The sequence below is a fragment of the Streptomyces sp. HUAS MS02 genome (assembly GCF_055702265.1).
Genome location: NZ_CM146747.1, coordinates 9,119,184 through 9,144,309 on the forward strand (window position 1 = coordinate 9,119,184; position 25,126 = coordinate 9,144,309).

20 protein-coding genes are annotated in these 25,126 nt (G+C 72.6%); 8 read left to right on the top strand and 12 right to left on the bottom strand.

Translation table 11 applies throughout. The features are described from left to right. Nucleotides 1–31 precede the first annotated feature (31 nt). Together ACZ9QC_RS39405 and ACZ9QC_RS39410 are read right to left on the bottom strand one after the other, a co-directional pair. Nucleotides 32–583 carry an ATP-binding protein gene (locus tag ACZ9QC_RS39405; RefSeq protein ID WP_472917493.1) on the bottom strand — a complete coding sequence of 184 codons (552 nt, stop codon included), beginning with the start codon at nt 581–583 and terminating at the stop codon, nt 32–34. A 271-nt stretch (nt 584–854) separates the two neighbouring features. Further along, nucleotides 855–1,178 (bottom strand): hypothetical protein, encoded by a 324-nt coding sequence (locus tag ACZ9QC_RS39410; RefSeq protein WP_383985025.1) that lies wholly within the window; start codon nt 1,176–1,178, stop codon nt 855–857. A gap of 356 nt (nt 1,179–1,534) precedes the next feature. Between ACZ9QC_RS39410 and cds1 the strand changes: the two genes are divergently transcribed. After that, nucleotides 1,535–2,659 (top strand): L-cysteine desulfhydrase Cds1, encoded by a 1,125-nt coding sequence (gene cds1, locus ACZ9QC_RS39415; protein WP_472917494.1) that lies wholly within the window; start codon nt 1,535–1,537, stop codon nt 2,657–2,659. A gap of 127 nt (nt 2,660–2,786) precedes the next feature. On the opposite strand, the gene ACZ9QC_RS39420 is transcribed toward cds1, so the two are convergent. Beyond that, complete coding sequence (locus tag ACZ9QC_RS39420) at nt 2,787–3,620, bottom strand: DeoR/GlpR family DNA-binding transcription regulator (RefSeq protein WP_472917495.1); 834 nt, start codon at nt 3,618–3,620, stop codon at nt 2,787–2,789. 291 nt (nt 3,621–3,911) lie between these two features. Between ACZ9QC_RS39420 and ACZ9QC_RS39425 the strand changes: the two genes are divergently transcribed. Then, a complete protein-coding gene (locus ACZ9QC_RS39425) occupies nt 3,912–6,500 on the top strand; it encodes a hypothetical protein (protein WP_472917496.1) in 2,589 nt (862 codons plus the stop codon). A gap of 154 nt (nt 6,501–6,654) precedes the next feature. Here the strand turns inward: ACZ9QC_RS39425 and ACZ9QC_RS39430 are convergent, their stop codons facing one another. From ACZ9QC_RS39430 to ACZ9QC_RS39445, 4 genes are all read right to left on the bottom strand, one after another. After that, nucleotides 6,655–9,093, bottom strand: coding sequence for a right-handed parallel beta-helix repeat-containing protein (locus ACZ9QC_RS39430; protein WP_472917497.1), 2,439 nt, complete (start codon nt 9,091–9,093; stop codon nt 6,655–6,657). 111 nt (nt 9,094–9,204) lie between these two features. After that, nucleotides 9,205–9,828, bottom strand: a complete 624-nt coding sequence (locus tag ACZ9QC_RS39435; protein ID WP_472917498.1) for an Rv1733c family protein — start codon at nt 9,826–9,828, stop codon at nt 9,205–9,207. Nucleotides 9,829–10,080: 252 nt separating this feature from the next. Next, a complete protein-coding gene (locus ACZ9QC_RS39440) occupies nt 10,081–10,905 on the bottom strand; it encodes an MOSC domain-containing protein (RefSeq protein ID WP_472917499.1) in 825 nt (274 codons plus the stop codon). 54 nt (nt 10,906–10,959) lie between these two features. Then, the gene (locus ACZ9QC_RS39445) at nt 10,960–11,394 is read right to left on the bottom strand and encodes a DUF6643 family protein (RefSeq protein WP_472917500.1); all 435 of its coding nucleotides are present in this window, start codon (nt 11,392–11,394) and stop codon (nt 10,960–10,962) included. Between the two features lie 321 nt (nt 11,395–11,715). On the opposite strand from ACZ9QC_RS39445, the gene ACZ9QC_RS39450 reads away from it, so the two are divergent. Next, the gene (locus tag ACZ9QC_RS39450; protein ID WP_472921938.1) at nt 11,716–13,023 is read left to right on the top strand and encodes a TerD family protein; all 1,308 of its coding nucleotides are present in this window, start codon (nt 11,716–11,718) and stop codon (nt 13,021–13,023) included. Nucleotides 13,024–13,078: 55 nt separating this feature from the next. On the opposite strand, the gene ACZ9QC_RS39455 is transcribed toward ACZ9QC_RS39450, so the two are convergent. Then, nucleotides 13,079–14,272: a glycosyltransferase gene (locus tag ACZ9QC_RS39455; protein WP_472917501.1), complete on the bottom strand. Its 1,194-nt coding sequence runs from the start codon at nt 14,270–14,272 to the stop codon at nt 13,079–13,081. 39 nt (nt 14,273–14,311) lie between these two features. Between ACZ9QC_RS39455 and ACZ9QC_RS39460 the strand changes: the two genes are divergently transcribed. Continuing rightward, nucleotides 14,312–15,118 (top strand): glutamate racemase, encoded by an 807-nt coding sequence (locus ACZ9QC_RS39460; protein ID WP_472917502.1) that lies wholly within the window; start codon nt 14,312–14,314, stop codon nt 15,116–15,118. Nucleotides 15,119–15,168: 50 nt separating this feature from the next. Further along, a complete protein-coding gene (locus tag ACZ9QC_RS39465) occupies nt 15,169–15,726 on the top strand; it encodes a hypothetical protein (protein ID WP_472917503.1) in 558 nt (185 codons plus the stop codon). A 77-nt stretch (nt 15,727–15,803) separates the two neighbouring features. Here the strand turns inward: ACZ9QC_RS39465 and ACZ9QC_RS39470 are convergent, their stop codons facing one another. Beyond that, on the bottom strand, nt 15,804–16,799 hold the full coding sequence (locus ACZ9QC_RS39470) for an O-antigen ligase family protein (protein WP_472921939.1): 996 nt from the start codon (nt 16,797–16,799) through the stop codon (nt 15,804–15,806). 282 nt (nt 16,800–17,081) lie between these two features. Here ACZ9QC_RS39470 and lnt point away from each other — a divergent pair, with 282 nt between their 5' ends. The 3 genes from lnt (at nt 17,082) to ACZ9QC_RS39485 (ending at nt 20,750) form a co-directional block, all read left to right on the top strand. Next, nucleotides 17,082–18,698: an apolipoprotein N-acyltransferase gene (gene lnt, locus ACZ9QC_RS39475; RefSeq protein ID WP_472917504.1), complete on the top strand. Its 1,617-nt coding sequence runs from the start codon at nt 17,082–17,084 to the stop codon at nt 18,696–18,698. 67 nt (nt 18,699–18,765) lie between these two features. Further along, nucleotides 18,766–19,242, top strand: a complete 477-nt coding sequence (locus ACZ9QC_RS39480) for an NUDIX hydrolase (RefSeq protein ID WP_472917505.1) — start codon at nt 18,766–18,768, stop codon at nt 19,240–19,242. Between the two features lie 929 nt (nt 19,243–20,171). Beyond that, the gene (locus ACZ9QC_RS39485) at nt 20,172–20,750 is read left to right on the top strand and encodes a TetR/AcrR family transcriptional regulator (protein ID WP_472917506.1); all 579 of its coding nucleotides are present in this window, start codon (nt 20,172–20,174) and stop codon (nt 20,748–20,750) included. A 118-nt stretch (nt 20,751–20,868) separates the two neighbouring features. Here the strand turns inward: ACZ9QC_RS39485 and ACZ9QC_RS39490 are convergent, their stop codons facing one another. From ACZ9QC_RS39490 to ACZ9QC_RS39500, 3 genes are all read right to left on the bottom strand, one after another. Continuing rightward, a complete protein-coding gene (locus ACZ9QC_RS39490) occupies nt 20,869–21,813 on the bottom strand; it encodes an SIR2 family NAD-dependent protein deacylase (protein ID WP_472917507.1) in 945 nt (314 codons plus the stop codon). A gap of 169 nt (nt 21,814–21,982) precedes the next feature. Continuing rightward, complete coding sequence (locus ACZ9QC_RS39495; RefSeq protein WP_472917508.1) at nt 21,983–24,295, bottom strand: ABC transporter permease; 2,313 nt, start codon at nt 24,293–24,295, stop codon at nt 21,983–21,985. Continuing rightward, nucleotides 24,292–25,008 carry an ABC transporter ATP-binding protein gene (locus ACZ9QC_RS39500; protein ID WP_472917509.1) on the bottom strand — a complete coding sequence of 239 codons (717 nt, stop codon included), beginning with the start codon at nt 25,006–25,008 and terminating at the stop codon, nt 24,292–24,294. The genes ACZ9QC_RS39495 and ACZ9QC_RS39500 overlap by 4 nt, the downstream gene beginning before the upstream one ends. Between the last annotated feature and the right edge of the window lie 118 nt (nt 25,009–25,126).

The following is a 25,126-nucleotide window of genomic DNA, read 5'->3' on the forward strand; positions in this document are numbered from 1 at the left end:
TGAAGGGGCCTGAAGGGTGGTCACCGCCCGGTCAGCCTGCGACGGTCGACCGGGCGGGAGCGTGTTCGGACCGGTGCCCACGCGCGGCGGGCCTGCGTCCGGTGTCGTACGGCGGCGCGGTGTCGAGTGCCAGCCCGGTGTCGAGCGTCAGGCCCGTGTCGTACGGCGAGATCTTCGGTACCGCGGCCGAGGACGCCGGCAGGGTGAACCACACGACCTTCCCCGTCTCGCCGTGCGGCCGCACACCCCAGCTCTCGCTCACCGCGGCGACCATCGCGAGACCTCGGCCGCAGGTGGCGAAGGGGTCCGCGTCCTGGACGACCGGGAGACGGGGGTCGTGGTCGTGCACCGAGACCGTGAGCCGGCCGAGGAGCAACTCCATCTCCACGGTGCACGTCTTGTCCGGTTCCGCGTGCCGGTGGACGTTGGACAGCAGCTCGGTCACCCCGAGTGCTGCCCGCTCTATCAAGGGATCCAGATGCCAGTAGCGCAATTGCGCAGATACGATTCTGCGGACCTGGCCGATCCGCGACGGCAGGGCTTGGAGCTCCACCGTGCAGTGCCTGCTTTGCTGGCTGATCACGGCTGCGACTCCCCGAATTGAGTCCGGAAGAAGATCGGAGTACGGATCCAGCGAGGTGGCTGGGCGAAAAGCGCCGCCTGCTGAGGTGCGGCCGCCTACGACTGCCGCCTGGGGCGGAGGCCTGAGCCGCCGCCTGCTCGTGGGGTGGCTGTCGACGACCGCCGCCCGCTGACGTGGCCGGCGGGCTGGTTCGCAGCGTTATCGCCGGTAAACCCAGAGTGACGTGAGACCAGAGTGACCCAGGGGGCCCGGTCCCGCAACTCGCGGTTCGTCAGCCGTTGCGACCGGCCGCCCTGCGCACCGCCTCTATGAACCGGCGCGCGGACGGTGGACCGGGCTTGCCCGGAGCGGGGTCGTGCTCGTTCAGCGTGAGCGTGTAGCGGGTGCCGTTCACATCGGCCAACGCCCGGTCCTCGTTGGCGAACCAGGGCTTCGAGGCCCGGACCGCCTGCACCGGCGCGCTGTCGATCTCGCTGCCGTAACTGGTGAGCAGCTGCAGTCGGCCGTCCTCGATCCGGACCTGCCCCGCCCGGGTGAGCTGCCGCAACCTCTTCCCGATCCGCACGCCCGTGGCCGTGAACTCCGGCTCGGCCATGTACCCCGCCCCCTAGTGCGCTTCGACTGTGCCCTGTCGTCTGATCCGTCGCGGACCGTGATCCAGTGTGCCCGAGGTCGCCTCCCCCTGGACGGCTCCGGCGGCGTCGACCCGGCCCGTGCGGTGAAGTCTGCACGTCCCCCGCGTCGAGCACCAGTGCGCACGGTGGACCGGGGGCGGGGTTCCGGCGCATGCGCGGCATGCGCCCCCCATGCGCCCCGCGCATCCTCACCACAGGAGTCTCTTTGAGGGGCTCAAAGGCATGTTTATGCAGGTGAGAAGCGTGCGGAAGGTGTCTATCATCGGGACGTCCGACGCCGCGATCCGCCGTCGGCGCAATGCGTGAGGAGCACGCCGTGAGCACCGCCCACCCCACCCGCCCTGGCGCCACCCTCGACGTCGATCACAGCGACACCGAGTACCGCGGCTGGCTCAAAGAGGCCGTCCGCAAGGTCCAGGCGGACGCCAACCGCTCCGCCGACACCCATCTGCTGCGTTTCCCCCTGCCCGAGAGCTGGGGGATCGACCTCTATCTCAAGGACGAGTCGACCCACCCCACCGGCAGCCTGAAGCACCGCCTCGCCCGCTCCCTGTTCCTCTACGGCCTGTGCAACGGCTGGATCAGGCCGGGCCGCCCCGTCATCGAGGCCTCCAGCGGTTCCACGGCCGTCTCCGAGGCGTACTTCGCCAAACTGATCGGCGTCCCCTTCATCGCCGTCATGCCCCGCACGACCAGCGCCGAGAAGATCCGCCTGATCGAGTTCCATGGCGGACGCTGTCACTTCGTCGACGACTCACGCAAGATGTACGAGGAGTCGGCCCGCCTCGCGGCGGAGACCGGCGGCCACTACATGGACCAGTTCACGTACGCCGAGCGGGCCACGGACTGGCGCGGCAACAACAACATCGCCGAATCCGTCTTCCGCCAGCTCCGTCTGGAGCGCTTCCCCGAGCCCGCCTGGATCGTCGCCACCGCCGGGACGGGCGGCACCTCCGCGACCATCGCCCGCTACGTCCACTACATGCAGTACGACACCCGCATCTGTGTCGCCGACCCGGAGAACTCCTGTTTCTTCGAGGGCTGGACCACCGGTGACCCCGACGTCACCTGCGACTGCGGCTCCCGTATCGAGGGCATCGGCCGCCCCCGCATGGAGCCCAGCTTCGTCCCCGGCGCCGTCGACCGCATGATGAAGGTGCCCGACGCCGCCAGCGTCGCCGCCGTCAGAGCCCTGGAGAACGCGATCGGCCGCAAGGCCGGCGGCTCCACCGGCACGGGCCTGTGGAGCGCCCTCAAGATCGTCGCAGAGATGGTGGCCGAGGGCCGCCAGGGCAGCGTGGTCACTCTGCTGTGCGACCCGGGCGACCGCTACCTCGACAAGTACTACTCCGACGAGTGGCTCCGGCGACAGGGCCTGGACATCGAGCCGTACGCCGTGGCGATCGATCGGTTGCTGACGACGGGCGTCTGGACGGACTGAGTCGCGCTTGTCACCGCCGTGCACGTCCGCGCCCCGTCAGGGGCGCGGGGAACTGCGCGGCCAGCCGCGAACGACCCGCGGCCTCGAACCGACCTCATCCGTGGCGGCGCTCAGAAGGTCCGCGCGCTCAGTCGTCCGCGCCGTCGTCCTCGTCCTCCCCGGCCACCACCAGGCGTCGCAGATGCTCGGAGATCTCGGCCCGCGCCTGCGCGGGCAAGCCCGCGTCGGTCACCAACGTGTCGACCTGCTCCAACGCGGCGAACGAACTCAACCCAACCGTTCCCCACTTGGTGTGGTCGGCCACCACCACGACCCGCCGCGCCGACTGCACGAGACGCCGGTTCGTCTCGGCCTCCGCCAGGTTCGGCGTCGACAGACCCGCCTCGACCGATATCCCGTGCACGCCGAGGAACAGCACGTCGAAGTGGAGAGCCGCGATCGCCTGATCGGCCACCGGCCCCACCAGCGAGTCGGACGGCGTCCGCACCCCACCGGTGAGCACGACGGTCGCCGCACCCTGCCGGGGGCCGGTCGTGCGCTGGGCGGCGTGGAAGACGTCGGCGACCCGTACCGAGTTGGTGACCACGGTCAGATCCGGCACGTCCACGAGCCGGTGCGCCAGCGCGTACGTCGTCGTGCCGCCCGACAGGGCGATCGCCGAGCCCGGCGCCACCAGCTCCGCGGCCGCCCGTGCGATGTCCTCCTTGGCGGTCAGCTCCAGCCCGGACTTCGCCTCGAAACCCGGCTCGTGGGTGCTCGCCTCGGCCACCGGCACGGCGCCGCCGTGCACCTTCTCCACCGCGCCCTGACGGGCCAGCGCGTCCAGATCGCGGCGGACGGTCATGTCCGACACACCGAGCTTCCGCGTCAGCTCGTTGACCCGGACCCCGCCCCGCCGTCGTACCTCGTCGAGGATCAGGGCTCGGCGCTGCTCCGCGAGGAGGTTCTGGTTCTCACTCACGTTCGCTCCGGTCCTCTCGCCCCATCACGCCCGACACGCCTTCCCTACCCCCTCCGACGAGGACATTCCCCCGTCCCCGGTCCCGAGGACGTCCCATATTCGCACGCTCCACCACAGGTGATGTCATTCCCCGCACAGTCGCGTGCACCTCACGCTTCGTTTCTCGCGCCCGCCACTATCACACGGATCGGGGAGATTCGGTGATCACAGGTGTATGACGTCCGATCAGGGGCGATCATCAGTGCCTGCACATCACACCGACTTGTGGCGCGTCACGGGGGAAGCGGAACAGTGGATCGTGCGAGGGAACATACGGCACATACGGAACCCGGGGAACAGCCTGCATCGCGGGACGGGGACCGACACCCCTATTCCGGCCGTTCCACGACGGGCGGGACCGCCCTCGAACTCCTGGTCCACGGCGTCGGCGGCACCACCCCCGAGCGCATGCTCGACGATCCGCGCACGGTCCGTGTCACCGGCGACGACACGGCCGCGGTCTTCCGGCGCATCGACGACGCCGACGCGGAGAAACGTCCCGCCGATTATCGCGGCAAGCCCGTCCCCGAGGCCTACGTCTGGTGCAACCTCACCTCCGGGAACGGCTCACGGGCCCTGTGGCTGTTGCTGCTCCCGTTCATGGTCGTCAACCTCGCGCACTGGATGCGCCCCAGCACCCGCGGCCGCCGACGCACGGTGCGCCTCTACGGGCTCCTCGTCCGGCTGGCCGGTCTGACCCTGACCGTGCTGCTCGTCGCGGCGGCCTGTGAGGTCGCGCTCGACCTGACCGCCTGGCAGTGCGCCGGCGCACGCGCGTGCGCGGAGGCGCACTCCTGGCTCGGCTTCCTCTCTCCCGCCGTCTCGGACGACGGTTGGTGGAGTCAGCCGGGCCGCCGCCTCGCCGTGGCGGCCGTGGTCCCCACCGCGTTGACCGGCCTCCTCTGGTACCTCTCCCACCGCACCTGGAGCGCGTACGAGTCCCAGCGCCCCATGGACCGCGACGACGGCCGTGCCGAGGACGAGAAGCCGGCCCCGGACGCACCCGGGCGCGACGCCGCGACCCACATCGCACCCGACGCCGAGGACACGGCCCGCGCCGCAGCCGATGTCGAGGACACGACCAGCGCCGCACCCGATGCCGAGGACACGGCCCGCGTCGCGCTCGGCCGACCCGGGTTCTGGTACGGGCGTCGTCTCGTCGCCAGGCTGCGCGCCGCCCACGCGGCGGCCGGGTTCCTCACCGTCGCGGCGGCCGTCGGCACCTCGGCGGCCCGCCACGACCGCCGAGCGGGCGGACCGGCCCTCCTGGAACCGCTGGGCTGGCTGCTGAACTCGGCACTGGTGCTGCTGACGGTGAGCGTGGTCTGGGTGGTCTGCCGCAGAGGCCGCAGCGAGCGGCGCCTCGACAAGGAGCTCGACGAGAACCTGGTCCGCCGCCTCCCGGCCTGCTCGATCGCCGTGCTCGTCCTCGCCGTGGTGTACGCAGGGTGGTCGCGCCCCGGCTGGAGGTCGACGGGGCGACTGCCGGGCGACCTGGCCTTCGGCGGTATCACCCTGGTGCAGGGCCTCCTCGTGGTCGCGCTCGGCGTCGTCGCCCACACCCTCCACCGCTCCCGCCCCGACCCGCGCACCGCCATGTACGGCCTGGCCGGCCCCGCCGTCGCGATGCTCGCCTGTGCCCTCGGCGGCGTGATGTCCGCCGGTGTGGCCCAGCGGGTGGCCGACTGGCTGGGCGGCACGGAGGACGCCCTCTCCGGCCCACCCGTCCTGCTGACCTGGCAGGCCTCCGTCATCCCGCCCCTCCTCCTGGTCCTCCTCGTCCTCCTGGGCTGGCTGACCCACCGCACCTGGGTCCTGCGCGAGGCGGAGACGGCGGCTGTGGAGCGCGAGTACGGCCTGCTGGGAGAACCGCGGCGGGAGCACCAGGAGCAGCGGGAGTCGCAGGAGCCGCAGAAGCCCTCGGCACCCGGAGCTTCCGGCCCGGCGCTGAATGGGGAGCACGAGGCACAGGACGCCGGTCGCACCCGTCGTATCGCGCGGACCCGCGCCATGGCTGCTCTCACCGACCGGGCGCCCCGTATCGTCGCCGTCACCTCCACCGTGACCCTGCTGCTCGGCGCTGCGGCCCTCACCGGTGCCCTGGTGACAGGCGAGACACCGGCGGGGGCCGCGCACGGCTCGTACGCCGTCGTCGCGGGCGCCGCGCAGACCGCGCAGGCGCTGGGGTCCTGGCTGATCGGCGTGGGCTTTCTGCTGTTCGTCACCTGGGGCCGCCGGGCCTACAAGGACGCCTCCGCGCGGCGCACGATCGGCATCCTCTGGGACGTGGGCACCTTCTGGCCGCGCGCCGCACACCCGTTCGCACCGCCCTGCTACGCCGAGCGGGCCGTACCGGATCTGACCTGGCGCATGGCCACCTGGACCCGCTCCACCGGCGGTCGGCTCGTCATCTCCGGCCACTCCCAGGGCAGCGTCCTCGCGGCGGCCGCCGCATGGCAGCTCACCCCGTCCGCGCGCCGACGCGTCGCGCTGCTCACCTACGGCTCACCGCTGGAGCGGCTGTACGGACGCTGGTTCCCGGCCCACTTCGGCCCGGAGCCGCTCGCCGCCCTGCACCGCGAGGTCGACTGCTGGCGCAACCTGTACCGCCGCACCGACCCCATCGGCGGCCCCGTGCGGCTGACGAGCCGGCACGGACCGCAGGTCGACGCCGAGCCCTTCAGGGACCCGCTCGCCTACGGCCGCACCGGCGCCCACCCGCTGCCCGCCCCGATCCTTGGCCACTCCGACTACCAGGCGGACCCGGCCTTCGTGGCAGAACGCAAGCACCTGCTGGACCGGCTCGGCACCGACCTGCCGGGGCCACGGACCACGCCCTGAACCCTGGCCCGGCCGGGGCAGGTGACATCCCGCGCGGGACGCGCGCCCGTGGTCAGGAAACGCGGTCACGGCACGCTCGCCGCAGGCCTTGCCCGTGCCGAGGCAGACGCCGTGACAGCCCCGCCCCCGGGCCGCGGATCCGCCGACCTGCTGCCTACGGCAGCTCCGGAAGGTCCTCCGCGTACAGCAACGTCAGGTCGTCCGTGTTCGGTTCGTCCACCTGGGCCACCCGGCTCGCGTGGCGCTCGACCATCGCCTCGAAGGTCTGGCGCGCGGTACGGCCGTTGCCGAAGGCCGGGCCCTTGGGGAGGACGGTGAAGTACTTCAGCAGGGCGTCGCCCGCGCCCGGCGCCAGCCGGTACTCGTGCTCCTCGGCCTGCTGCTCCACGATCCGCAACAGCTCGTCGGGGACGTAGTCGTCGAAGGTGATGGTCCGTGAGAAACGGGACGCCACACCGGGGTTGACGGTGAGGAAGCGCTCCATCTCGGCCGTGTAGCCGGCGACGATCACCACGACCGCGTCGCGCTGGTCCTCCATCAGCTTCACCAGCGTGTCGATGGCTTCCTTGCCGAAGTCCCTGCCCGAGTCCTCCGGGGACAGCGCGTACGCCTCGTCGATGAACAGCACACCGCCACGGGCCCGTTCGAACGCCTCCTGGGTGCGGATCGCGGTGGAGCCGATGTGCTCGCCGACCAGGTCCACCCGGGACACCTCGACGAGATGCCCCTTCTCCAGGACACCGAGCGAGGCCAGGATCTCGCCGTAGAGGCGGGCGACCGTGGTCTTGCCGGTGCCGGGGGAGCCCGTGAACACCAGGTGCCGTTTGACCGAGGCCGCCTTGAGGCCGGCCTGCTGGCGGCGGCGGCCCACCTCGATCATGTCGGTGAGGGCGCGGACCTCGCGCTTGACGCTGTCCAGGCCGACCAGCGCGTCGAGTTCGCCGAGGACGGCCTTCGAGGACCGCGCCGACGGCTCGGGCGCCACGGCGGGCACGGCCGTCGGCGGCTGCTCGGCGGGGCGCTGACCCGGGATCGAGCCCAGCAGGCCGGGCGCCCCAGAGGTGGTCTGGATGGCCGTCTCCCGCACGGCGGGGGTCCGCACGCCCGCGCTCTCGTCGCTGGTGCAGTCCTCGACCACCGGACCACCGCCGGCCGTGCCGGGGCCGCCGTCCGCGAACTCATAGCCACCGCGCGCGCAGCGCTCCGTACGGCACTTGCGCAGCGTCGCCCGGCAGCCGTCGATGATGTGGAAGCCGTAGCCCCCGCTGCCGGTCACCCGGCAGTCGAGGAAGCTGCCCCGGCCCTCGGCGGAGACGTAGAAGCCCGCCTCGGCGGGCGAGGTCACCGTGCAGCGCTCGATGGTCGGGTCGGCGCCCTTGGTGACGATCACGCCGGTCTGGGTGCCGTCCACGGTGCAGCCGTTCAGGGTGCCGCCGCTGCCGTGGTCACGGAACCAGGCGCCCGTGGCGGCGTCCCGGATACGGCAGTCGTCGAGCTGTGCGGTGGCCCCGTCGCTCACCGACACCGCCGTGTTGCGCACCTGCGACAGGTCGCTGTCGACGACGTCCGCGCGGGAGCCCCGGTCCAGCACGAACAGCGCGTCCGGCACGTCGTGCACCCGGCAGGACTCCAGCACCGCCGTCGCGCCGTCGCTGACCCAGACCGCCGGGTAGTCGCCGGTGCTGTCGAAGATCTCGCACTGGTTGGCGTCCACCCGGGTGCCCGGGTCCCACACCGACAGGCCGTTGCGCCCGAACTGCCGGACCGACGTACGGGTCAGGGTGAGGACCGAGCGCGAGCGGAGGTCCACCGCGTTCTCGGGGATGTCGTGGATGCGGCAGTCCGCGAGGGTGAGCACGGCGTCGGTGTCGAGGGTGACCCCGTCGGCCGTGGTCCGGTGCACGTCGCAGTCGGTGAGATGGGCCGTGGCGCGTCCGGTGATCTGTACGCCGCTGCCGCGGACCTCGTAGATCTCGCAACCGACCGCCTCCAGCGAGGAGTTCTCCCCGGTCGCCGTCAGGCCGGAGCCCGAGGTGTGGTGGATGCGGCAGCGCTCCAGCCGGGGGTGGCCGCCGCCGCGCACCGCGACTCCGGCCTGGCCGGCCGCGACGACCTCGCACTCCTCGAACACGCCCCCGCCGCCGTCGACCACGGCGATGCCGATGCCCGCCGGGTTGTCGACCGTGCAGCGCCGGACCGTGGGACGGGCGCCGCCGCGCACCTCGATACCCACCGCGGAGCGGGTGACGATCCGCAGGTCCAGCAGCTCGGGGGTGCCGTCCTCGACGAGCAGCGCGGGCGCCGCCGCGTCCTGTCCCTCCACATGCAGGTCCTGCACGACGGCCGAGGCGGAGACGGTCAGCGGCACACCGTCCACGGGCGCGATGCGCACGGAGCCCGGCGAACCCTCCGGGCCGCGCAGCGTGACCCCGTGCCGCACCACGAGGTTCTCCCGGTACGTGCCCGGAGCGACGATGAGCACGTCGCCGTCGCTCGCGGCCTCCAGGGCCGCGGCGAGCGACGAGTACTCACCCGTGCGGCGCCGCCACCGCGATGTACCGGTGTGCGTCACCTGGACCGTGCCCTGTGCCATGGCGTTGCTGTGCCCCCACCTCGTGGAACGCGGGTCGATGCCGAACAGTTCGGCTGGTCGGTCCACCGTAGCGTGCGCGGGCAGGGGGAGTTGACCGGAGTGGGAAGGCGGTCAGCTGCCCGTGCCCGTCCTGCCCCAGTCCGGCCCGGCCTTGTCCCATGCCTGGTCCCAACGGGTGTAGCGATGGCGGACCATGCGCCAGACGATCAGCCGTCGGATCCCCTCGACGAGGCCGGCTGCGAGGACGGTGGAGCCGAATCCGGCCAGCACCGCGTGGGTCGTCGCGGTGGCGGTGTCCAGGGGGCGGCCCACCGTGCGGCCCTGGCCGTCCGTCCACAACGTGAAGTGGTCGCCGGGACGGGGGGTCTTGAGGTTCGCCATGACCGTGCCGTGCCGGGCGGTGCCGTCCGGGCCGGTCCAGTCGGCGACGACCCGGCTCTGCCGGTCCCGGGTCGTCGCGGTCTCCGGATCCGGGTCCAGCGGGGAGCCGTCGACCTTCTCGACGACCGTGGCCGTGACCCGGTGGCGGCTCAGCTGCTGGTCCCGCACGGACTGCTGCAGGGCGCTCTGGGCACTGGTGCCGACGACGGCGCCGATCAGCGGCGCGGCCACGAGGATCAGTACGAGGGCGGCGAACGCCAGCCAGGCTTCGACCAGATCGGTCGTGCGTCGCAGTGGGTTGTGACGCCAGCGCCACAGGCCGCCGAACGCCCGTAGCCCACCGATTGCCCGCACTCGCCCCACACCCCCTTACGCGTCCGTGATAGCCCCGGGCGGAGCCGTCCACGCGCGATCCCGGTCAAGAGAGAGGGAAATCACCCTCCGACCGGCCTTCTCATGAACTTCTCACAAAGGCCCAACGGCCGGACCCGCGGCGTGTGTTCCCCGCACGAACCGAATCGTAGGCCGAATCGTAGGAGATTGAATTTTCAAGGGGAGATCGGGGGTTCTCTCACGACCGCCCAGAACCCATCGGGATCGAACTCGCTATTCGAGCACCCGGACCGGATCGCCGACCCGCACCGTGCCCGGGGATTCCGGGACGAGGTTCTGCCCGAAGACCAGCTTGTCGCCGAAGCGGCGGTGGCGGGCGAGGGTCCGCAGCGGCTCGCGGCCGCGCTCGGCGGTGTCCTGGTCGGTGGTGGTCACCACGCACCGGCCGCACATCTTGGCGACCCGGAAGCTCACTTCGCCGATGGCGACCCGCCGCCATCCGTCCTCGGCCCAGGCGTCCGTGCCGTCGGCGACCACGTTCGGCCGGAAGCGGCTCATCGGCAGCGGGCCCTCCTCGGCGTGGTCGCCCCGTGCGATCAGGTCGTTGAGCGCGTCCAGCGAGGCGAGCGTGGTGAGCAGCAGCGGATAGCCGTCGGCGAAGCTGACGGTCTCGCCGGGGCGGGCGTACTCGGGGTCGATCGGTCGGCGGGTCGCCGGATCGTCGAGGTGTACCAGCCGGACCGGGAGGCCCAGGTAGTCGCTGAACCAGGTGTGCGCCGCCGCGTCGGCGGGGACGCCCTCCACCTTGTCCCGCCAGATCTCCACGGTGGTCGTGTCGGTGGGGGCGGGCACCGGGACGGTGAGGGGCTCGCGGCCGGGCGCGGACAGCAAGAGGCCGCCGCCGGGCTGCTGCCCGGCGGCGGCCAACGCCATACGCGGATGCGGACGTTGAGTGATGACCTTGCCCGAGTCGTCGACCAGCACCCAACGGCGGTCGCCCGCCAGCCCCCAAGGCTCCACGACGGCCTCGTCGGGGGCGAAGCCCCGGGCCGCCTTCAGCGGGTGGACATGGATCGAGTGCAGTGACGGATTCCCCATGGGGTCATCCTGCCAGCAGGCGGTGACAACCCCACGCGAAAGGTTCCAGATGCCTCAGTACCCGCGGTACTGCTGGCCGTTGTACGGGTCCTGCTGGTAGGGGGCCGCGGGGGCCGGGCGGGGGGCCGCCGGGCGCATGGCCTCGTAGCCCGCCATCGGACGTTGTTGCTGCGGCGGCTGGGCGCCCGGGTAGCCGCGCGGGCCGGCGGCCTGCTGCGGGATGTACGCGTTCGGCGCCTGCTGGAGCGGCGAAGGCTGCTGGGCCTGCGGATAACCGTAGGAGGGGTGGGAGGGACCGGCCGGCAGCGCGGGCAGCGCCGACGGGAGGGCGGGCAGGTTGCTGCCCGGCGTGTCGTACGCGGCGGGTACCCGGATCGGGGCGATCTGAGGGGTTCCCCGCTCGGCGACGAGAGAGTCGTAGATCGGGGTGTCCGCGAAGGACGAGGCGGAGTAGTAACCGCCGCCGTAGGTGGAGCGGGGGGAGGTCATGGCACATAAGTTAAGCCCACGATGTGCTGGTTGGGGAGACCGATAAGAGGGTTGTTTTCCGTGTCGGCAGTGACGCCGGATCCCCAATGCGAGCGAACTCGGCGAAAAAGGGCAGCAAAGCGCGTTCTGATCGTGTAAAGGACGAGTTCCCGGCCGGTTACCGGCGGTCGACCGAGGATCTTTCGGTACGGGTCCTGGGGCATCCGGGCCCCGGGGGAATAGGTTGGGCCGACAACGGATCCGGCCGGATCCGACGGACTGCGTGGGACGCGGCCTGGTGACGACCTTCTGGATGACCATCTGATGGGGGCGGACATGTCAATGCCGAAAGGATCGAACACCGCGGTGCCGACGACCGCGCTGCGCGTGGAACTGGGCTGGCGCTCCGGACCGGGCGTGCCCGACGCGGACGCCTCGGCGCTGTTGCTCGTCGGCGGAAAAGTGCGCTCGGACGCCGACTTCGTCTTCTACAACCAGCCCGCGCACTCGTCCGGAGCGGTCCGGCACGAGGGCAAGCGCGACGCCGGGGGACAGGTGACCGACGCGCTCCTCGTCGACCTCGCGCGCCTGGAGCCCGCCATCGAGACCGTGGTGCTGGTCGCCTCGGCGGACGGCGGCACCTTCGGACAGGTGCCCGGACTGCACATCCGCGTGCTCGACGAGAGGGCGGGCACGGAGGTGGCCCGCTACGACAGCGCGGACGCCGGCGTCGAAACCGCTTTCGTCCTCGGGGAGTTCTACCGACGCCAGGGCGCCTGGAAGTTCCGCGCCGTCGGCCAGGGCTACAGCACCGGGCTCGAAGGCCTCGCCACCGACTACGGCATCACGGTGGACGAGCCCCAGCAGGCGGCGGCACCGACGCCCGCACCCGCCCCGGTCGCCCCGCCCCCCGCTCCCGTCGCTCCCGTCACCCCTCCCGTCACCGTGCCGCCGCCGGTGACGACCGCCCCGCCCCCGCCTCCCGCCCCGCCCGTGGCGGCCCCGGCCCCGGTCCGTCTGACCAAGGTGACGCTCACCAAGGAAGCCCCGGCGGTCTCGCTGACCAAACAGGGCGGCACCTCCGGCGGCATGCGGGTGAACCTCAACTGGGAGGTGCGCAAGCAGTTCAAGGGATGGGGCAGCAAACTGGGCCGGGCCGTCGCCATGCACGCGGACCTCGACCTCGACCTGTGCGCCCTGTTCGAACTCTCCGACGGCAGCAAGGGCGTCGTCCAGTCGCTCGGCAACGCCTTCGGCTCCCTGCACCAGCCGCCCTTCATCCACCTCGACGGCGACGACCGCACCGGTGCCGTCAGCAGCGGCGAGAACCTCACCATCAACCTCGACCACAAGCAGTACTTCCGGCGCATCCTCATCTTCGTCACCATCTACGAGGGCGCCCGCTCCTTCGCCGACCTGCACGCCACGGTCACCCTCCAGCCGCAGCACGGCGCACCCATCGACTTCTCGCTCGACGAGTGCACGGTTCCCTCCACCGTCTGCGCCCTCGCCCTCATCACCAACCAGGGCGGCGACCTCATCGTCCAGCGCGAGGCCCGCTACCTCGTCCCCGAGCGCGGGGTGAGCCCGCAGCGCACCGTCGACTACGCCTACGGGTGGGGCATGAACTGGACGCCCGGCAGGAAATAGCCGTCCGCATATGAGGAAAGGGTTCCGCACACGAGGCAGGTGCCGATGCGGGCCCCTAACCCTCGTCCGGCACCGGTTCGGGGCGGGCGTAGGTGCGGCCCTTCCAGGCCGCGCCCCGCCCCCGGTGGTGCCGCACCGCCGAGTCGACCGTCATCAGCAGGTAGAGGAACGCGGTGAACGGCAGCAGGAGGGCGAGCCCCGGCGGCTGCCCGTAGTGACGGAGTATCGGCACGTACGTCACCGTCATCACCAGCCAGGCGAGCCCGCCGGGCAGCGCCGTCGCCGGGTCCGTCGTCACCAGGCCCGTCACGAGGGCGACCGGCGGGACGAGATAGACCAGGGCCAGGCCGAGGACCGTGCCCGCGAGCAGCAGCGGACTGTGCAGCAGCTGGGCGTAGGCGCTGCGCGCCACCATGTCCCACAGGTCGCGCAGCCGTGGGTAGGGCCGCACGCTCTCCACGCGCTCCGCCAGCCCGAGCCAGATGTGGCCGCCGCTTCCCTTGACCGCTGCGGCCAGCGCCACGTCGTCGATGACGGACTGCCGGATCGCGTCCGGGATCCGCGCCCGCTCGGCGGCCTCGGCGCTCAGCAGCACACAGCCGCCCGCCGCTGCCGCCGTGCGCGAACCCCGTACGGCGATCCGCCGGAACGGATAGAGCTGGGCGAAGAAGTACACGAAGGCCGGTACGACGAGCTTCTCCCACACGCTCTCGGCGCGCAGCCGGGCCATCTGGGAGACCAGGTCGAAACCGCCGGTCCGCGCGGCCGCCACCAGCGCGCGCAGGCTGTCCGGGCGATGCGCGATGTCCGCGTCCGTCAGCAGCAGGAACTCGGGTTCCCGCGCGCGTGCCAGCGTGATGCCGTGGCGTACGGCCCAGAGCTTGCCCGTCCAGCCCGCGGGCGGTTCCCCGGGCGAGGACACGGTCAGCGGCAGGCCCCCGAACCGGCGGGACAGCTCACGGGCCAGCTCGCCGGTACCGTCCGAACTGCCGTCGTCGACCAGGAAGACCTCCGCCCGGCCCGGATAGTCCTGGCCCAGCAGCGACGGCAGGCTCTCGGGCAGGACGGCGGCCTCGTCACGGGCGGGGACGACGACACAGACCCCCGGCCATTCGCCGGGGTCCCGGCGGGGCGGCAGGCGCACATCCGTGCGCCAGAAGAAGCCCTGGCCGAGCAGCAGCCACAGCCAGGCGGCGAGTGATCCGACGGCGGTCCACGCGATGGCGCTCACGTCCGCAGTCTGCCCCACGGCAGCGGCCGTACCGAGGCCATCGTCTATCGTGGCCGGGTGAAGATCGCGCTCATGGACTCCGGTATCGGTCTGCTGCCCGCCGCCGCGGCGGTACGGCGGCTACGGCCCGACGCGGACCTCGTGATCTCCTCGGACCCCGACGGCATGCCCTGGGGACCGCGCACCCCCCAGGACCTGACCGAGCGCGCGCTCGCCGTCGCCGAGGCGGCCGCCGCCCACCGGCCCGACGCGTTGATCGTCGGCTGCAACACCGCCTCCGTGCACGCCCTGCCCGCCCTGCGCGCCCTCCTCGAACCCGGTCTGCCGGTGATCGGCACCGTCCCGGCGATCAAGCCGGCCGCGTCCGGCGGCGGCCCCTTCACCATCTGGGCGACACCCGCCACCACCGGCAGCCCTTACCAGCGCGGCCTCATCGAGGAGTTCGCCGACGGCGTCCCGGTCACCGAGGTGCCCTGCTGGGGACTGGCCGAAGCGGTGGAGCACGCCGACGACGCGGCGATCGACGCCGCGATCGCCGCCGCGGCCGCGCTGACGCCCACCGATGTGACGACCGTGGTCCTGGGCTGCACCCACTACGAGCTGGTCGCCGAACGCATCCGCGCGGCCGTCCAGCAGCCCCGCCTCCCGCCGCTCGTCCTGCACGGCTCCGCCGGCGCCGTGGCCGCGCAGGCGCTGCGCCGCATCGGTGAACTGCCCAAGCCCGAGGCCGACTGGACCGGGTCGACGCTGACCGTCATCCTCAGCGGCCGCGAGGGCTCGCTGCCCGCCCCGGCACTGGCCTACGAGGAGGGGCGAGTCCTCGGGACCGCCGGTGCGACGACGGCCGCCATCGCCGAGCGGTAACGCTCCGCGACCAGGTGCCCGCGCAGCGGAACCTGAGTAGTCTCAAAGCCATGAGGGACCACCCCCACGGCGAGCCGGGCACCCACGCGGGCCCGCACCCCGAGGTATGGACCGGCCGCGCGACCAACCGCGGCCAGTGGCTGTTGGCACTCGGCGGCGCCGCCTGCATGGCACTGGGCATCGAACTCGCGGTCGACTCCGCGTGGGCGTCCGGTGTCGCCCCGCTCGTCATGTCCGTCGTCGGCTGCATCGCGGCCGGGCTGCTCGTCCTCTTCGGCACGCTCGCGTTCGTGCACGTCTCTGTGAAGGTCGACGAGGACTGCCTGGAGGTCCGCTGCGGCCACATCGGTGTGCCGCGCCGTCGCATCCCCCTGTCCCAGGTCGCCGACGCCGCCTTCGCCCCCTGCGTCACGCCCCACCAGTGGGGTGGCTGGGGTTACCGCTGGCGGCCCGAGAAGGGCACCGCCGTCGTCGTACGACGCGGCGAGGCCGTGGTGCTGAGCCTCTGGGACGGTCACACGTTCACGATCACGGTGGACAACGCGGAGACGGCCGTGGACATCATCCGCGCCCGGCTCACCCCCAAGGCATCCGACTCCGCGCACTGACACCCTCTACGTCCGCCGGTCGCGCAGAGTCTGTCGTGCATGGCGTCGCGAGGCAGGCGGCAAGGTGACGACGGCCCCTAGCGGTCGCCGAGGCGGTCGTCGAGGTCCGGCGTCCCCGCCGGCTCCCCGTCCGTCAGAGGCCACGCCGTCGCCATGCCCGCGAGCAGGCCCGCGCCCGCCGTCACCGTGGTGAAGCTCAGCGCGTTCCCCACGGCGGCGATCGCGGCCACCGCGGTCAGGGCAGCGCCCGCGGTGAGCACCACCGGCGTGGGGCGCGGGGTCCGCCACAGGACGTACAGAACCCAGCCGAACACGGCGGCGAGCAGCGCCACACCGACGAGCCCCTGCTCGGCGGCCAGCTGCAAGGGGGCCGAATGGGGCCGGTCGTCGGCCGACAGCGACTCGGCGACCGTCGGGCTGAGCTCCCCGAAGCGGCCCGGTCCCGCGCCGAGCAGCGCGTCGTCGTGGACCAGGACGAGCGCGTCGTGCCACAGCAGGATCCGGTGCGGCGTGAGCTGGCCCTCCAGTGAGTCGGTCAGCCCGGCCGGCAGGGCGTTCTCCGCGACGGCCCAGACCGTCGCCGTCACCAGGGCCGTGGCGAGGGCGAGTCCCACGAGCCCCGGGCCCCGGCGCATCCGGGCCGCCGCGAGCGAACACAGCAGCACCCCGGCGCACGCGGCGAAACCGGTCGTCGAGCCGAGCACCGCCGCGGTCACGGCGATCCCGCAGGCCAGCAGCCGCAGCGACAGCCTCAGGCCGGACGAACGGGCCGCCCAGGCGGCACAGCAGGCGGCACCCGCCGCCAGGACCAGCAGCGCGGCGGTCGCCCCGGTGTGCCCGAGCGGTGAGACCAGCGGCGAGCCCGTCATGGTGTGCGGGTCGGTGACCGCCAGACCGAGGCCGGCCAGCGCGCCCGCGGACGGTGCCACCACCGGCAGCAGGGCCCCGCAGATCCGGCCCGCCGCATAACCGGCCGCCACGGCGAGCACCGCCAGCAGCACACCCTCCGGACGGCCGCCCCGCGCGGCCGCGGTGATCAAGGACCAGGCGGCGCATGCCCCGAGCAGCAGCACACCCGTGACATCGGAGACGTTCCGTCTCTCGTGCGAGGCCGACGCTCCGGCCGCGGACTCCGTCCCCGTGGACTCCAACGTGTCGCCCCCCGACTGTGCCGGGCCTCGACCGCCCGGACCACATCCGGCCGCACGTCAGAGGCTCGCGCACACCGTAACGGGTGATGCGCCGGTTTGTGGACGAGTTATGCAGGAACGATGCGGCTGCGGGCGACAAAAGCCGCACCCGGGACGTGCGGACCGCGCTGTCGGCGCCGGGGTGACGCGCCGTACACTCCCCGAGTGACCGTCACCGCCACTCCCGTAGACGAGCCGGAGCAGCTCGAACCCCAGGCCGCGCCCGTTTCCCGGGTGTCCCGGTGGGTCGGCCGGCTCCTTCCGGCCGTCGTCGCGGCCCTCTCCGGGGTGCTGCTCTACGTCAGCTTCCCGCCCCGCACCCTGTGGTGGCTCGCCCTGCCGGCCTTCGCCGGCTTCGGCTGGGTGCTGCGCGGACGCGGCTGGAAGGCGGGCTTCGGTCTCGGCTACCTGTTCGGTCTCGGATTCCTGCTGCCGCTGCTGGTATGGACCGGCGTGGAGGTCGGCCCCGGTCCGTGGCTCGCGCTCGTCGCCATCGAGGCGGTGTTCGTGGCGCTCGTCGGCGCGGGCGTCGCCGTCGTCTCGAAGCTGCCGGGCCGGCCCGTGTGGGCCGCCGCTCTGTGGATCGCCGGTGAGGCGGCACGCGCGCGTGCCCCGTTCAACGGATTCCCCTGGGGCAAGATCGCTTTCGGCCAGGCGGACGGCGTCTTCCTGCCGCTGGCGGCGCTCGGCGGCACACCCGTCCTGGGCTTCGCGGTCGTCCTGTGCGGGTTCGGTCTCTACGAGGTGGTGCGCCTGGTCGTGGAGAACCGGCGCACCGGCGAGGCCGTACGCCGGGGCACCGCGGCGGTGGCGGCGCTCTCCGTGGCCGTACCCCTGGTGGGCGCCTTCGCCTCCCGCGCCCTGGTGAGCGACGAGGCGGAGGACGGCACCGCGACCGTCGCGGTCATCCAGGGCAACGTCCCGCGTCTGGGGCTCGACTTCAACGCCCAGCGACGGGCCGTGCTCGACTACCACGCCCGGGAGACCGAGCGGCTGGCCGCCGAGGTCAAGGCCGGCAAGGTCGCCCGGCCCGACTTCGTGCTCTGGCCGGAGAACTCCTCCGACATCGACCCCTTCGCCAACGCCGACGCCCGCGCGGTGATCGACGGGGCGGCCACCGCCATCGGCGCCCCGATCTCCGTCGGCGGGGTCGTGGAGCGGGACGGCAAGCTCTACAACGAACAGATCCTGTGGGACCCCGAGAAGGGCCCCGTCGACACCTACGACAAGCGGCAGATCCAGCCGTTCGGCGAGTACCTGCCGCTGCGGTCGCTGGTCGGCGCCATCAACGGCGAGTGGACGTCCATGGTCCGCCAGGACTTCAGCCGGGGCACGAAGCCCGGTGTGTTCTCCATGGACGGCGCCGAGGTCGGTCTCGTGACCTGTTACGAGGCGGCCTTCGACTGGGCCGTGCGCTCCGAGGTCACCGACGGCGCGCAGCTGATCTCGGTGCCGAGCAACAACGCCACGTTCGGTCGCAGCGAGATGACCTACCAGCAGCTCGCCATGTCCCGGGTCCGCGCCGTCGAGCACAGCCGCACCGTCACCGTCCCGGTGACCAGCGGAGTCAGCGCGATCATCATGCCGGACGGGCGGATCACGCAGAGGACGGGCATGTTCGTCCCGGACTCCCTGGTGCAGAAGGTCCCGCTGCGGTCCTCGCAGACGCCCGCCACCCGGGTCGGCATCGCGCCCGAGATGCTCCTGGTGCTGGTCGCGGCGGGTGGACTCGGCTGGGCGATCGGGGCCGGTGTGCGCGGGAGGCGCGCCGGTGGCGTGTAGCCGTACGCCTCGCGTGCGCGTGGTGGACGGGGCGAGGTGAGGGGACGGGCCCGTTAGGGTCGGCTCCATGGCTACCCCTGACTTCATCCGCACACTCCGTGCTTCCGCCGGCAACCAGCTCCTCTGGCTCCCCGGAGTCACCGCCCTCGTCTTCGACGACGAGGGCAGAGTGCTGCTGGGCCGCCGGTCCGACACCGGCAGGTGGGCGCTGATCGGCGGCATCCCGGACCCGGGGGAGCAGCCGGCGGCCTGTGCCGTGCGGGAGGTCCACGAGGAGACGGCGGTGCGGTGCGTGGCCGAACGGGTCGTCCTCGTACAGGCGTTGGAACCGGTGCGGTACGACAACGGGGACGTCTGCCAGTACATGGACATCACGTTCTCCTGCCGTGCCGTGGGCGGGGAGGCGCGGGTCAACGACGACGAGTCCCTGGACGTCGGCTGGTTCTCGCTGGACGCCCTGCCGCCTGATCTGAGCGAGTTCGCGTTGTTCCGCATCAAGCAGGCCATGTCCGACACGGCCACGTGGTTCGACCCCACGGTCTGAGACCGCGCGCGGGACGGCGGGGCCTGGTCCGTGCGCCTGGTGCGCGCGCTCGCCGCGCGGGCGTGCGCGCGGGCACCGGCCCCGACGGCCCCTCCCTTGGTGGCGTTGACGTGGTCGAACGACGCGTCGTCCTACGGTTCCCGGAACGTTCCGGGAAGAGGGGTGGAGCCCTGCGACGAGTCATCCCCCGCGCGTTCCCTACGGCTCCCGACGGGCGCCCCACCGGTCGGCGTCATCGACTTCGGTGATCTGGGCCCCGGTTGGACGGTCGCGGAACTCGCGGTCACCTGCACCTCCGTACTCCACCACCACGGCGCGGGTCCCGCGTCGGTGCTGCCCGCCGTGCGGGCCTTCGACGCGGCGCGGTCGCTCGGGGACGAGGCGGTGGCCGTCCTGTGGCCGCTCGTCTTGCTGCGGTCGGCCGTCATGGTGGTCAGCGGCCAGTACGACACCCTGCTGGACCCGGACAACCGGTACGCCACGGCCGCGCTGGACCGCGAGTGGGCGATGCTCGAGGCCGCCGAGTCGGTACCGGCGCAGGTGATGACGGGCCTGTTCCCGCAGGAGCTCGCCCGCCCTGCGGCCCGGCCCGCGCCCCGGCTCGCAGCCGACGCCCGGCCGCTCGCCGCCCTTGCGTGCGGCAGTGGTCGGCCTGCGGGGCTCCTGGCCGTCGGCCGGCTGCTGCCCGCGCTGCCCGCCGACGTGCACCTCATCGACCTGTCGGTGGGGAGCGACGCCCTGCACACCGGACGCTGGCTGGACCCCGGCATCGAACGCACGTTCGCCGTGGAGGCGTTGGCTGCCAGGCGGACGGCCGTACGCACCCGGCACGGTGAGCTCCGGCTGACACGGGCGTCCGGCTGGTTCATGCCGCGCGGTAAGGTGCGCCTAAGTGGACGGTTGTCCATGAAGGTGAGGGACGGTGAGTCGTGTCGAGAGGCGAGGTGCCGCAGCGGTCGGACGCGCAGCGCAACCGTGAGCGCATTCTGGAGGTGGCCCTCGCCGAGCTGTCGCGCTCCGCCGACGTCCCGCTCAGTGCGATCGCCAAGAAGGCGGGCGTCGGACAGGGCACCCTCTACCGCCACTTCCCCGACCGCGAGGCGCTCGTCCTGGAGATCCACCGCCAAGAGGTGCAGCAACTCGCCGACAGCGCCGCCGACCTGCTGCGGACGCGGGAACCCGACCGGGCCCTGCGGGAGTGGATGGACGGCCTCGCCCGCTACGCCATGGCCAAGGCCGGCCTGGCGGACGCGCTCCGGCGGGCCGCCGCGGTGACGGGCGGTGCGGCGAAACCGGGCTATCCGCTCTTCCTCGCCGCGATCGACCGTCTGTTGGCCGCCAACCACGAGGCCGGTACCATCCGCCCCGGCGTGACCACGGACGACTTCGTCCTCGCCATCGCGGGTGTCTGGCAGATGGACCCCGCGGGCGATTGGCGCCCCCGGGCCGACCGCCTCTTCGACCTGGTCATGCGCGGCCTGCGCACGGGGGCGCCGGGCCGCGTCTGAGAGTTGAGGCCCTGAGTGGTGAGACAGGCCCCGACGGCGCGTTCCGCCCAGCCGAAGGTGGTCACACCGGGGCCGCAGAACCAGGAGTTCGGTGAGGGGCAGGGCGAGATGTGCCTGCTCACCCGGAGAGTGCGTCCAGGAGCAGGTCCGCGCCGAACGGTACGGCCAGGGCCCGGTTCCCCAGGTCGGCGGGGACCTCCGGATGGTCGGGGTTCACCCGTACCAGGCGGGCCCCGGGGGTGTGCCGTACGACGTTCTCCATGGGCCACCGGATCACGCCGGGAGTGTTGAAACCGGCCCCGATCTCCAGCACGAGCAGACGGGCGGTGCCGGGCGCCTCCCCGAGCCAGCGGTTCAGCCGCTCGCCCGCCGGCATGTGGGCGCCGTCGACGAACTCCGGTCCCACGCGCACGTTCGGGAACAGGTCCGCCCCGCAGTTCGGGCAGACGGGCAGGGCGGACGGGTCGGTCACCCGGCCCGTCTCCCGGTCGTAGGAGGTGAGGACGCGGTCGAGGAACGGCCGGGCCGCCCAGGTCTCCTGGACGCACGGCACTGTGCACTGCAGGCGGCCGTAGTCGCCCTGGGGTGTGAAGACCCGGTCCGGGGCGAAGCCGTTGCGGGCGAACAGCGCGTCGACGTTCGAGGTCATCACCCAGTGGTCGCGGTCGCCGACCAGGGAACGCAGCCGCCGGTACAGGGGGTTGGGCTCGGAACCGAAGCGGATGTCGTCGATGTGCACGGCCCAGTAGCCCCACATCATGTCCGCGGGCAGCGGTACGCCCAGCAGATAGCGGGAGCGCAGGCCGAGCCCGTACAGCGCCGGGAGCAGCTCCTTGAGGCGTGCGCTGTCCCCGTAGTCGTAGCCGGCGGCCGCGCTCAGCCCCGCGCCGGCGGCGACCAGGACGCGGTCGGCCTCGTCGAGCCAGGTGCGGAGAGTGTCGGCGGCGGCCGGGAGAGCGGCGGGTGACGTCACGGGGGCGGTGGCGTCGTCCGTGAGGGCGACCGTGGCGCGGTTGGTGAGGGCGACTGTGGTGTCGTTCGTGGCGTCGTTCTGGGCGGTCATCTGGCGGGTCCTTTCGAGCGTCCTCCCAACGTAGGGCGGGGACCGGCCGGGGCCAGGGTCGGTTCGGGACCGCTGATGGTCGGAATCCGACAGCCGCCGCCCCGCCGCCCCGCCGCCCCCCCCCCGGCCCTGCCGCCCCGCCCGGCCCTGCCGGTCTCCTCGGGCCACGTCACTCGTTGTGCAGCACCTGCGCGATCGTCAGCCGGGCCGCACGGCGTGCGGGGACGTACGCGCCCAGGACGGCGATCACGACGCCCGCCAGGGCGAGCGCGGCCAGGGCCGGGGCGTTCCAGACGTCCGTCATGTACGACGGCAGGGTGAGGTCCGCCGCGTCCGCCATACGCGGAACGACCACCTGGTGGCCCGCCATGCCGAGCGGGATGCCCAGGAGCGAGCCGAGGGCGCCGAGCAGCGCCATCGAGGCCACCGTCATCACCGTGACCTGGCGTGGTGTCATGCCGATGGACTTGAGCATGCCGAGGTCGCGTCGGCGGTCGCGGGTGTTGAGGACGACGGTGTTGAAGACACCGAGGGACGCGACGGCGGCGAGCAGGAGGGTGAGCGCGGTGGCGGATCCGATGATGGTCCGAGTGACGGAGTTGGCGCCGGTCGCGGACGGGCTGAGCCCGGGATCGGCCGCCTCGGCGGCACGGGCGTAGGCGCCTGCGTCGGCCCCGCCGCGGAGCTTGACGTGGTAGGCGATGGGTTTCTCCGCCGGGGCCACGGTCCGCATGGTCGCCCAGTCCGCCACGACGACACGCGCGTTGGACTCCATGTACTCGCCGACGACGACCACGTCCGCGCCGCGATCGCCCTTCTCCATCCGGAAACGGTCGCCGACGTCCAGACCGTGACCGCGCAGGAAGGCCGAGCCCGCCACCACCTCACCGGCGCCCCGGAGCCACCGGCCCTCGGTGAGCACGTTGCCCATCAGGGGACGGTCGCCGCGACGGGCTTCCAGCCAGAGCTTCTCCGCGGAACCCGCCAGCCGGACCTCGGTGTCCGCCCGGGCGGTGACCTCACGCGCGTCCGGCAGCGAGCGCAGCAGGGCGTGCAGGGCGAGGTCGTCGTGGACCGGCATGGTCTCCTTGCCGTCGCGGTACTTCCCCACGTAGACCGTGACCTGGTAGGCGTCGCGGCCCGCGTTGCCGAACCGGTCCATCGTCGTGGCCAAGCCGGTCGCGAACGTCACGGTGGTCACGCCGAGGACCACGGCGGCGAGCGTGAGGGCGCTGCGCCCCGGCCGGGCGAACGGCAGCCCCAGCCCGAGGCTCACCGAGCGCGGCAGCCGGCTGCCCGCCAAGCGGCGCTGGACACCGAGCGCCCGGCCGGCGCGCGGCGCGTTGCCCGCGCTGATCGCCCGCGCGGCGGAGAGCCGGTGGGCGCGCACCGAGGGCGCGAGCGCGGCGAGGAGGCATACGGCCGGCATGCCGGCCAGGGCGAGGACGTTCACCCAGGGGGCGAGCGAGACGCTGTCGTGGAACACCCCCGCGTCCGGACCCGTGAACGCGAACTGGAGCAGGGGCCGTGCCGCCAGATTGCCGACTGCGGTCCCGAGGACACAGCCCAGCACCGCCGGGACGGAGATCATCACGAGGTACACGATCACCACCTGCCCCGGGGTGAACCCCAGCGCCTTGAGGATGCCGATGTGCCGGAAACCGGAGATCACCGCGCCGCTGACCACGTTGGCGACGATCAGCACGGCCACCACGACGCCGAGGACTCCGAAGGCCAGCAGATACGGCGCGTACGCCCGCGCCGCACTGCCTATCTGGTCCTTGAGGGTGAGGTACGACCGTGAGCCCGCCAGCGCACCCGTCGGCAACCGATCCGTCACCGCTTTCAGTCGGGCGCTGAGCCGACGGTCCGACGAGGCGTCGTCGAAACGGAACAGCACCTGCGTGACCGTCGGGTGCAGGGCCTCGATCTGCCCCGGGGAGACCCAGGCGTCGGCGGTACGGCTCAGACCGAAGGCGAAGCCGACGATCCTGAGCGTGGGACCGGAAGGCAACCGGAGCTTCATGCCCAGGTCGTCCGCCGTCCAGTCCGACTGCCGGTTGAGGACGACCTCGCCGGGCCCGGTGGCCCAGCGGCCCGCCCACAGGTCCAGCCGGTCCACCGGGCCCCCGGGGCCGGACCGGCCCACGACGGTCAGTTCGCTGCCGAGGCCGTAGCCCATGGCCTCCCGCGGCAGCTCGACCGTGGCCTGGGGGAAGGGGCCCGCGGTCGCCGTGACTCCGGGCCGGCGCGCCGCCCGTCTCAGCTGACCGTCCGAGACCTTCGCGGAATCGAACGCGGCGACCACATGCGGCCCGCGCTGCGTGCCGAAGGCCTTGTCGAACGGGGACGAGGCCGCGTCGACCAGACCGAGCGCCACCACGATCGCCGCCGTCGAGGTCAGCGTGACCAGTCCGATCACCAGCGTCTGCAGCCTGCGTCGCCGTACCGCCGCGCGCGCGGCCCGCCACACGGCCCTCATACGGACGGCTCCAGGGTGTGCTCGCCGCGCACGCGGCCGTCGGCGAACTCGACGAGACGGCTGGCGCAGTGCCGGGCGAGACGCTCGTCGTGCGTCACCAGGATCAGCGTCTGGCCGATCTGGTTGAGGTCGAGCAGGAGGTCCATCACCTGTTCCCCGGCACGGCTGTCCAGCGCGCCGGTCGGCTCGTCGGCCAGCAGCAGGGCCGGCCGGTTCATCAACGCCCGTGCCACGGCCACCCGTTGCCGCTCACCGCCACTGAGCACCGCCGGGTAGGCGTTGCGTCGGTCGGCGATGCCGAGCTCGTCGAACAGCTCCAGCGCGCGGCGACGGGCCTGCCGGGCCGGGGTGCCGGTCAACTGGGCGGCCAGCGCCACGTTGTCGAGCGCGGACAGGTCGTCGATCAGGTTGAAGAACTGGAAGATCATGCCGATGCGGCGCCGCCGGTACAGGGCGAGCCCCTTCTCGGTCAGTTCCCCCACGCTCTCGCCGTGCACCACCACCGTGCCGCCCGTCGGACGGTCCAGGCCCGCGATCATGTTCAGCAGCGTCGACTTGCCGCACCCCGAGGGGCCCATCACCGCGACCGCCTCACCGGCCCGGATCTCCAGCGACACCCCGTCCAGCGCTGTTGTCTCCCCGTACTCCTTGCGCACGCCGTCGAGTCGTACGACGGCCTCCGCGCTGTAGTTCTCGTTCTTCTCGGTGACCATGCACCGGACGCTAGGCGAGTGGCGCCGCCGGGACATCCCTCCCCGGACGGCACCGTGGCCCGCGCCTCATCCCGGAGATGCAGGCGACCGCATCCCGGGGCGGATGCGCGGCGACGGG

Bases quoted from the DNA above. Each gene is read 5' to 3' on its own strand.
- ACZ9QC_RS39410 (WP_383985025.1), bottom strand. From the start codon at position 1,178: ATGGCCGAGCCGGAGTTCACGGCCACGGGCGTGCGGATCGGGAAGAGG.
- ACZ9QC_RS39430 (WP_472917497.1), bottom strand. From the start codon at position 9,093: ATGGCACAGGGCACGGTCCAGGTGACGCACACCGGTACATCGCGGTGG.
- ACZ9QC_RS39440 (WP_472917499.1), bottom strand. From the start codon at position 10,905: ATGGGGAATCCGTCACTGCACTCGATCCATGTCCACCCGCTGAAGGCG.
- ACZ9QC_RS39480 (WP_472917505.1), top strand. From the start codon at position 18,766: ATGGCTACCCCTGACTTCATCCGCACACTCCGTGCTTCCGCCGGCAAC.
- ACZ9QC_RS39500 (WP_472917509.1), bottom strand. From the start codon at position 25,008: ATGGTCACCGAGAAGAACGAGAACTACAGCGCGGAGGCCGTCGTACGA.
- ACZ9QC_RS39490 (WP_472917507.1), bottom strand. From the start codon at position 21,813: ATGACCGCCCAGAACGACGCCACGAACGACACCACAGTCGCCCTCACC.
- ACZ9QC_RS39450 (WP_472921938.1), top strand. From the start codon at position 11,716: ATGCCGAAAGGATCGAACACCGCGGTGCCGACGACCGCGCTGCGCGTG.
- ACZ9QC_RS39495 (WP_472917508.1), bottom strand. From the start codon at position 24,295: ATGAGGGCCGTGTGGCGGGCCGCGCGCGCGGCGGTACGGCGACGCAGG.
- ACZ9QC_RS39445 (WP_472917500.1), bottom strand. From the start codon at position 11,394: ATGACCTCCCCCCGCTCCACCTACGGCGGCGGTTACTACTCCGCCTCG.
- ACZ9QC_RS39465 (WP_472917503.1), top strand. From the start codon at position 15,169: ATGAGGGACCACCCCCACGGCGAGCCGGGCACCCACGCGGGCCCGCAC.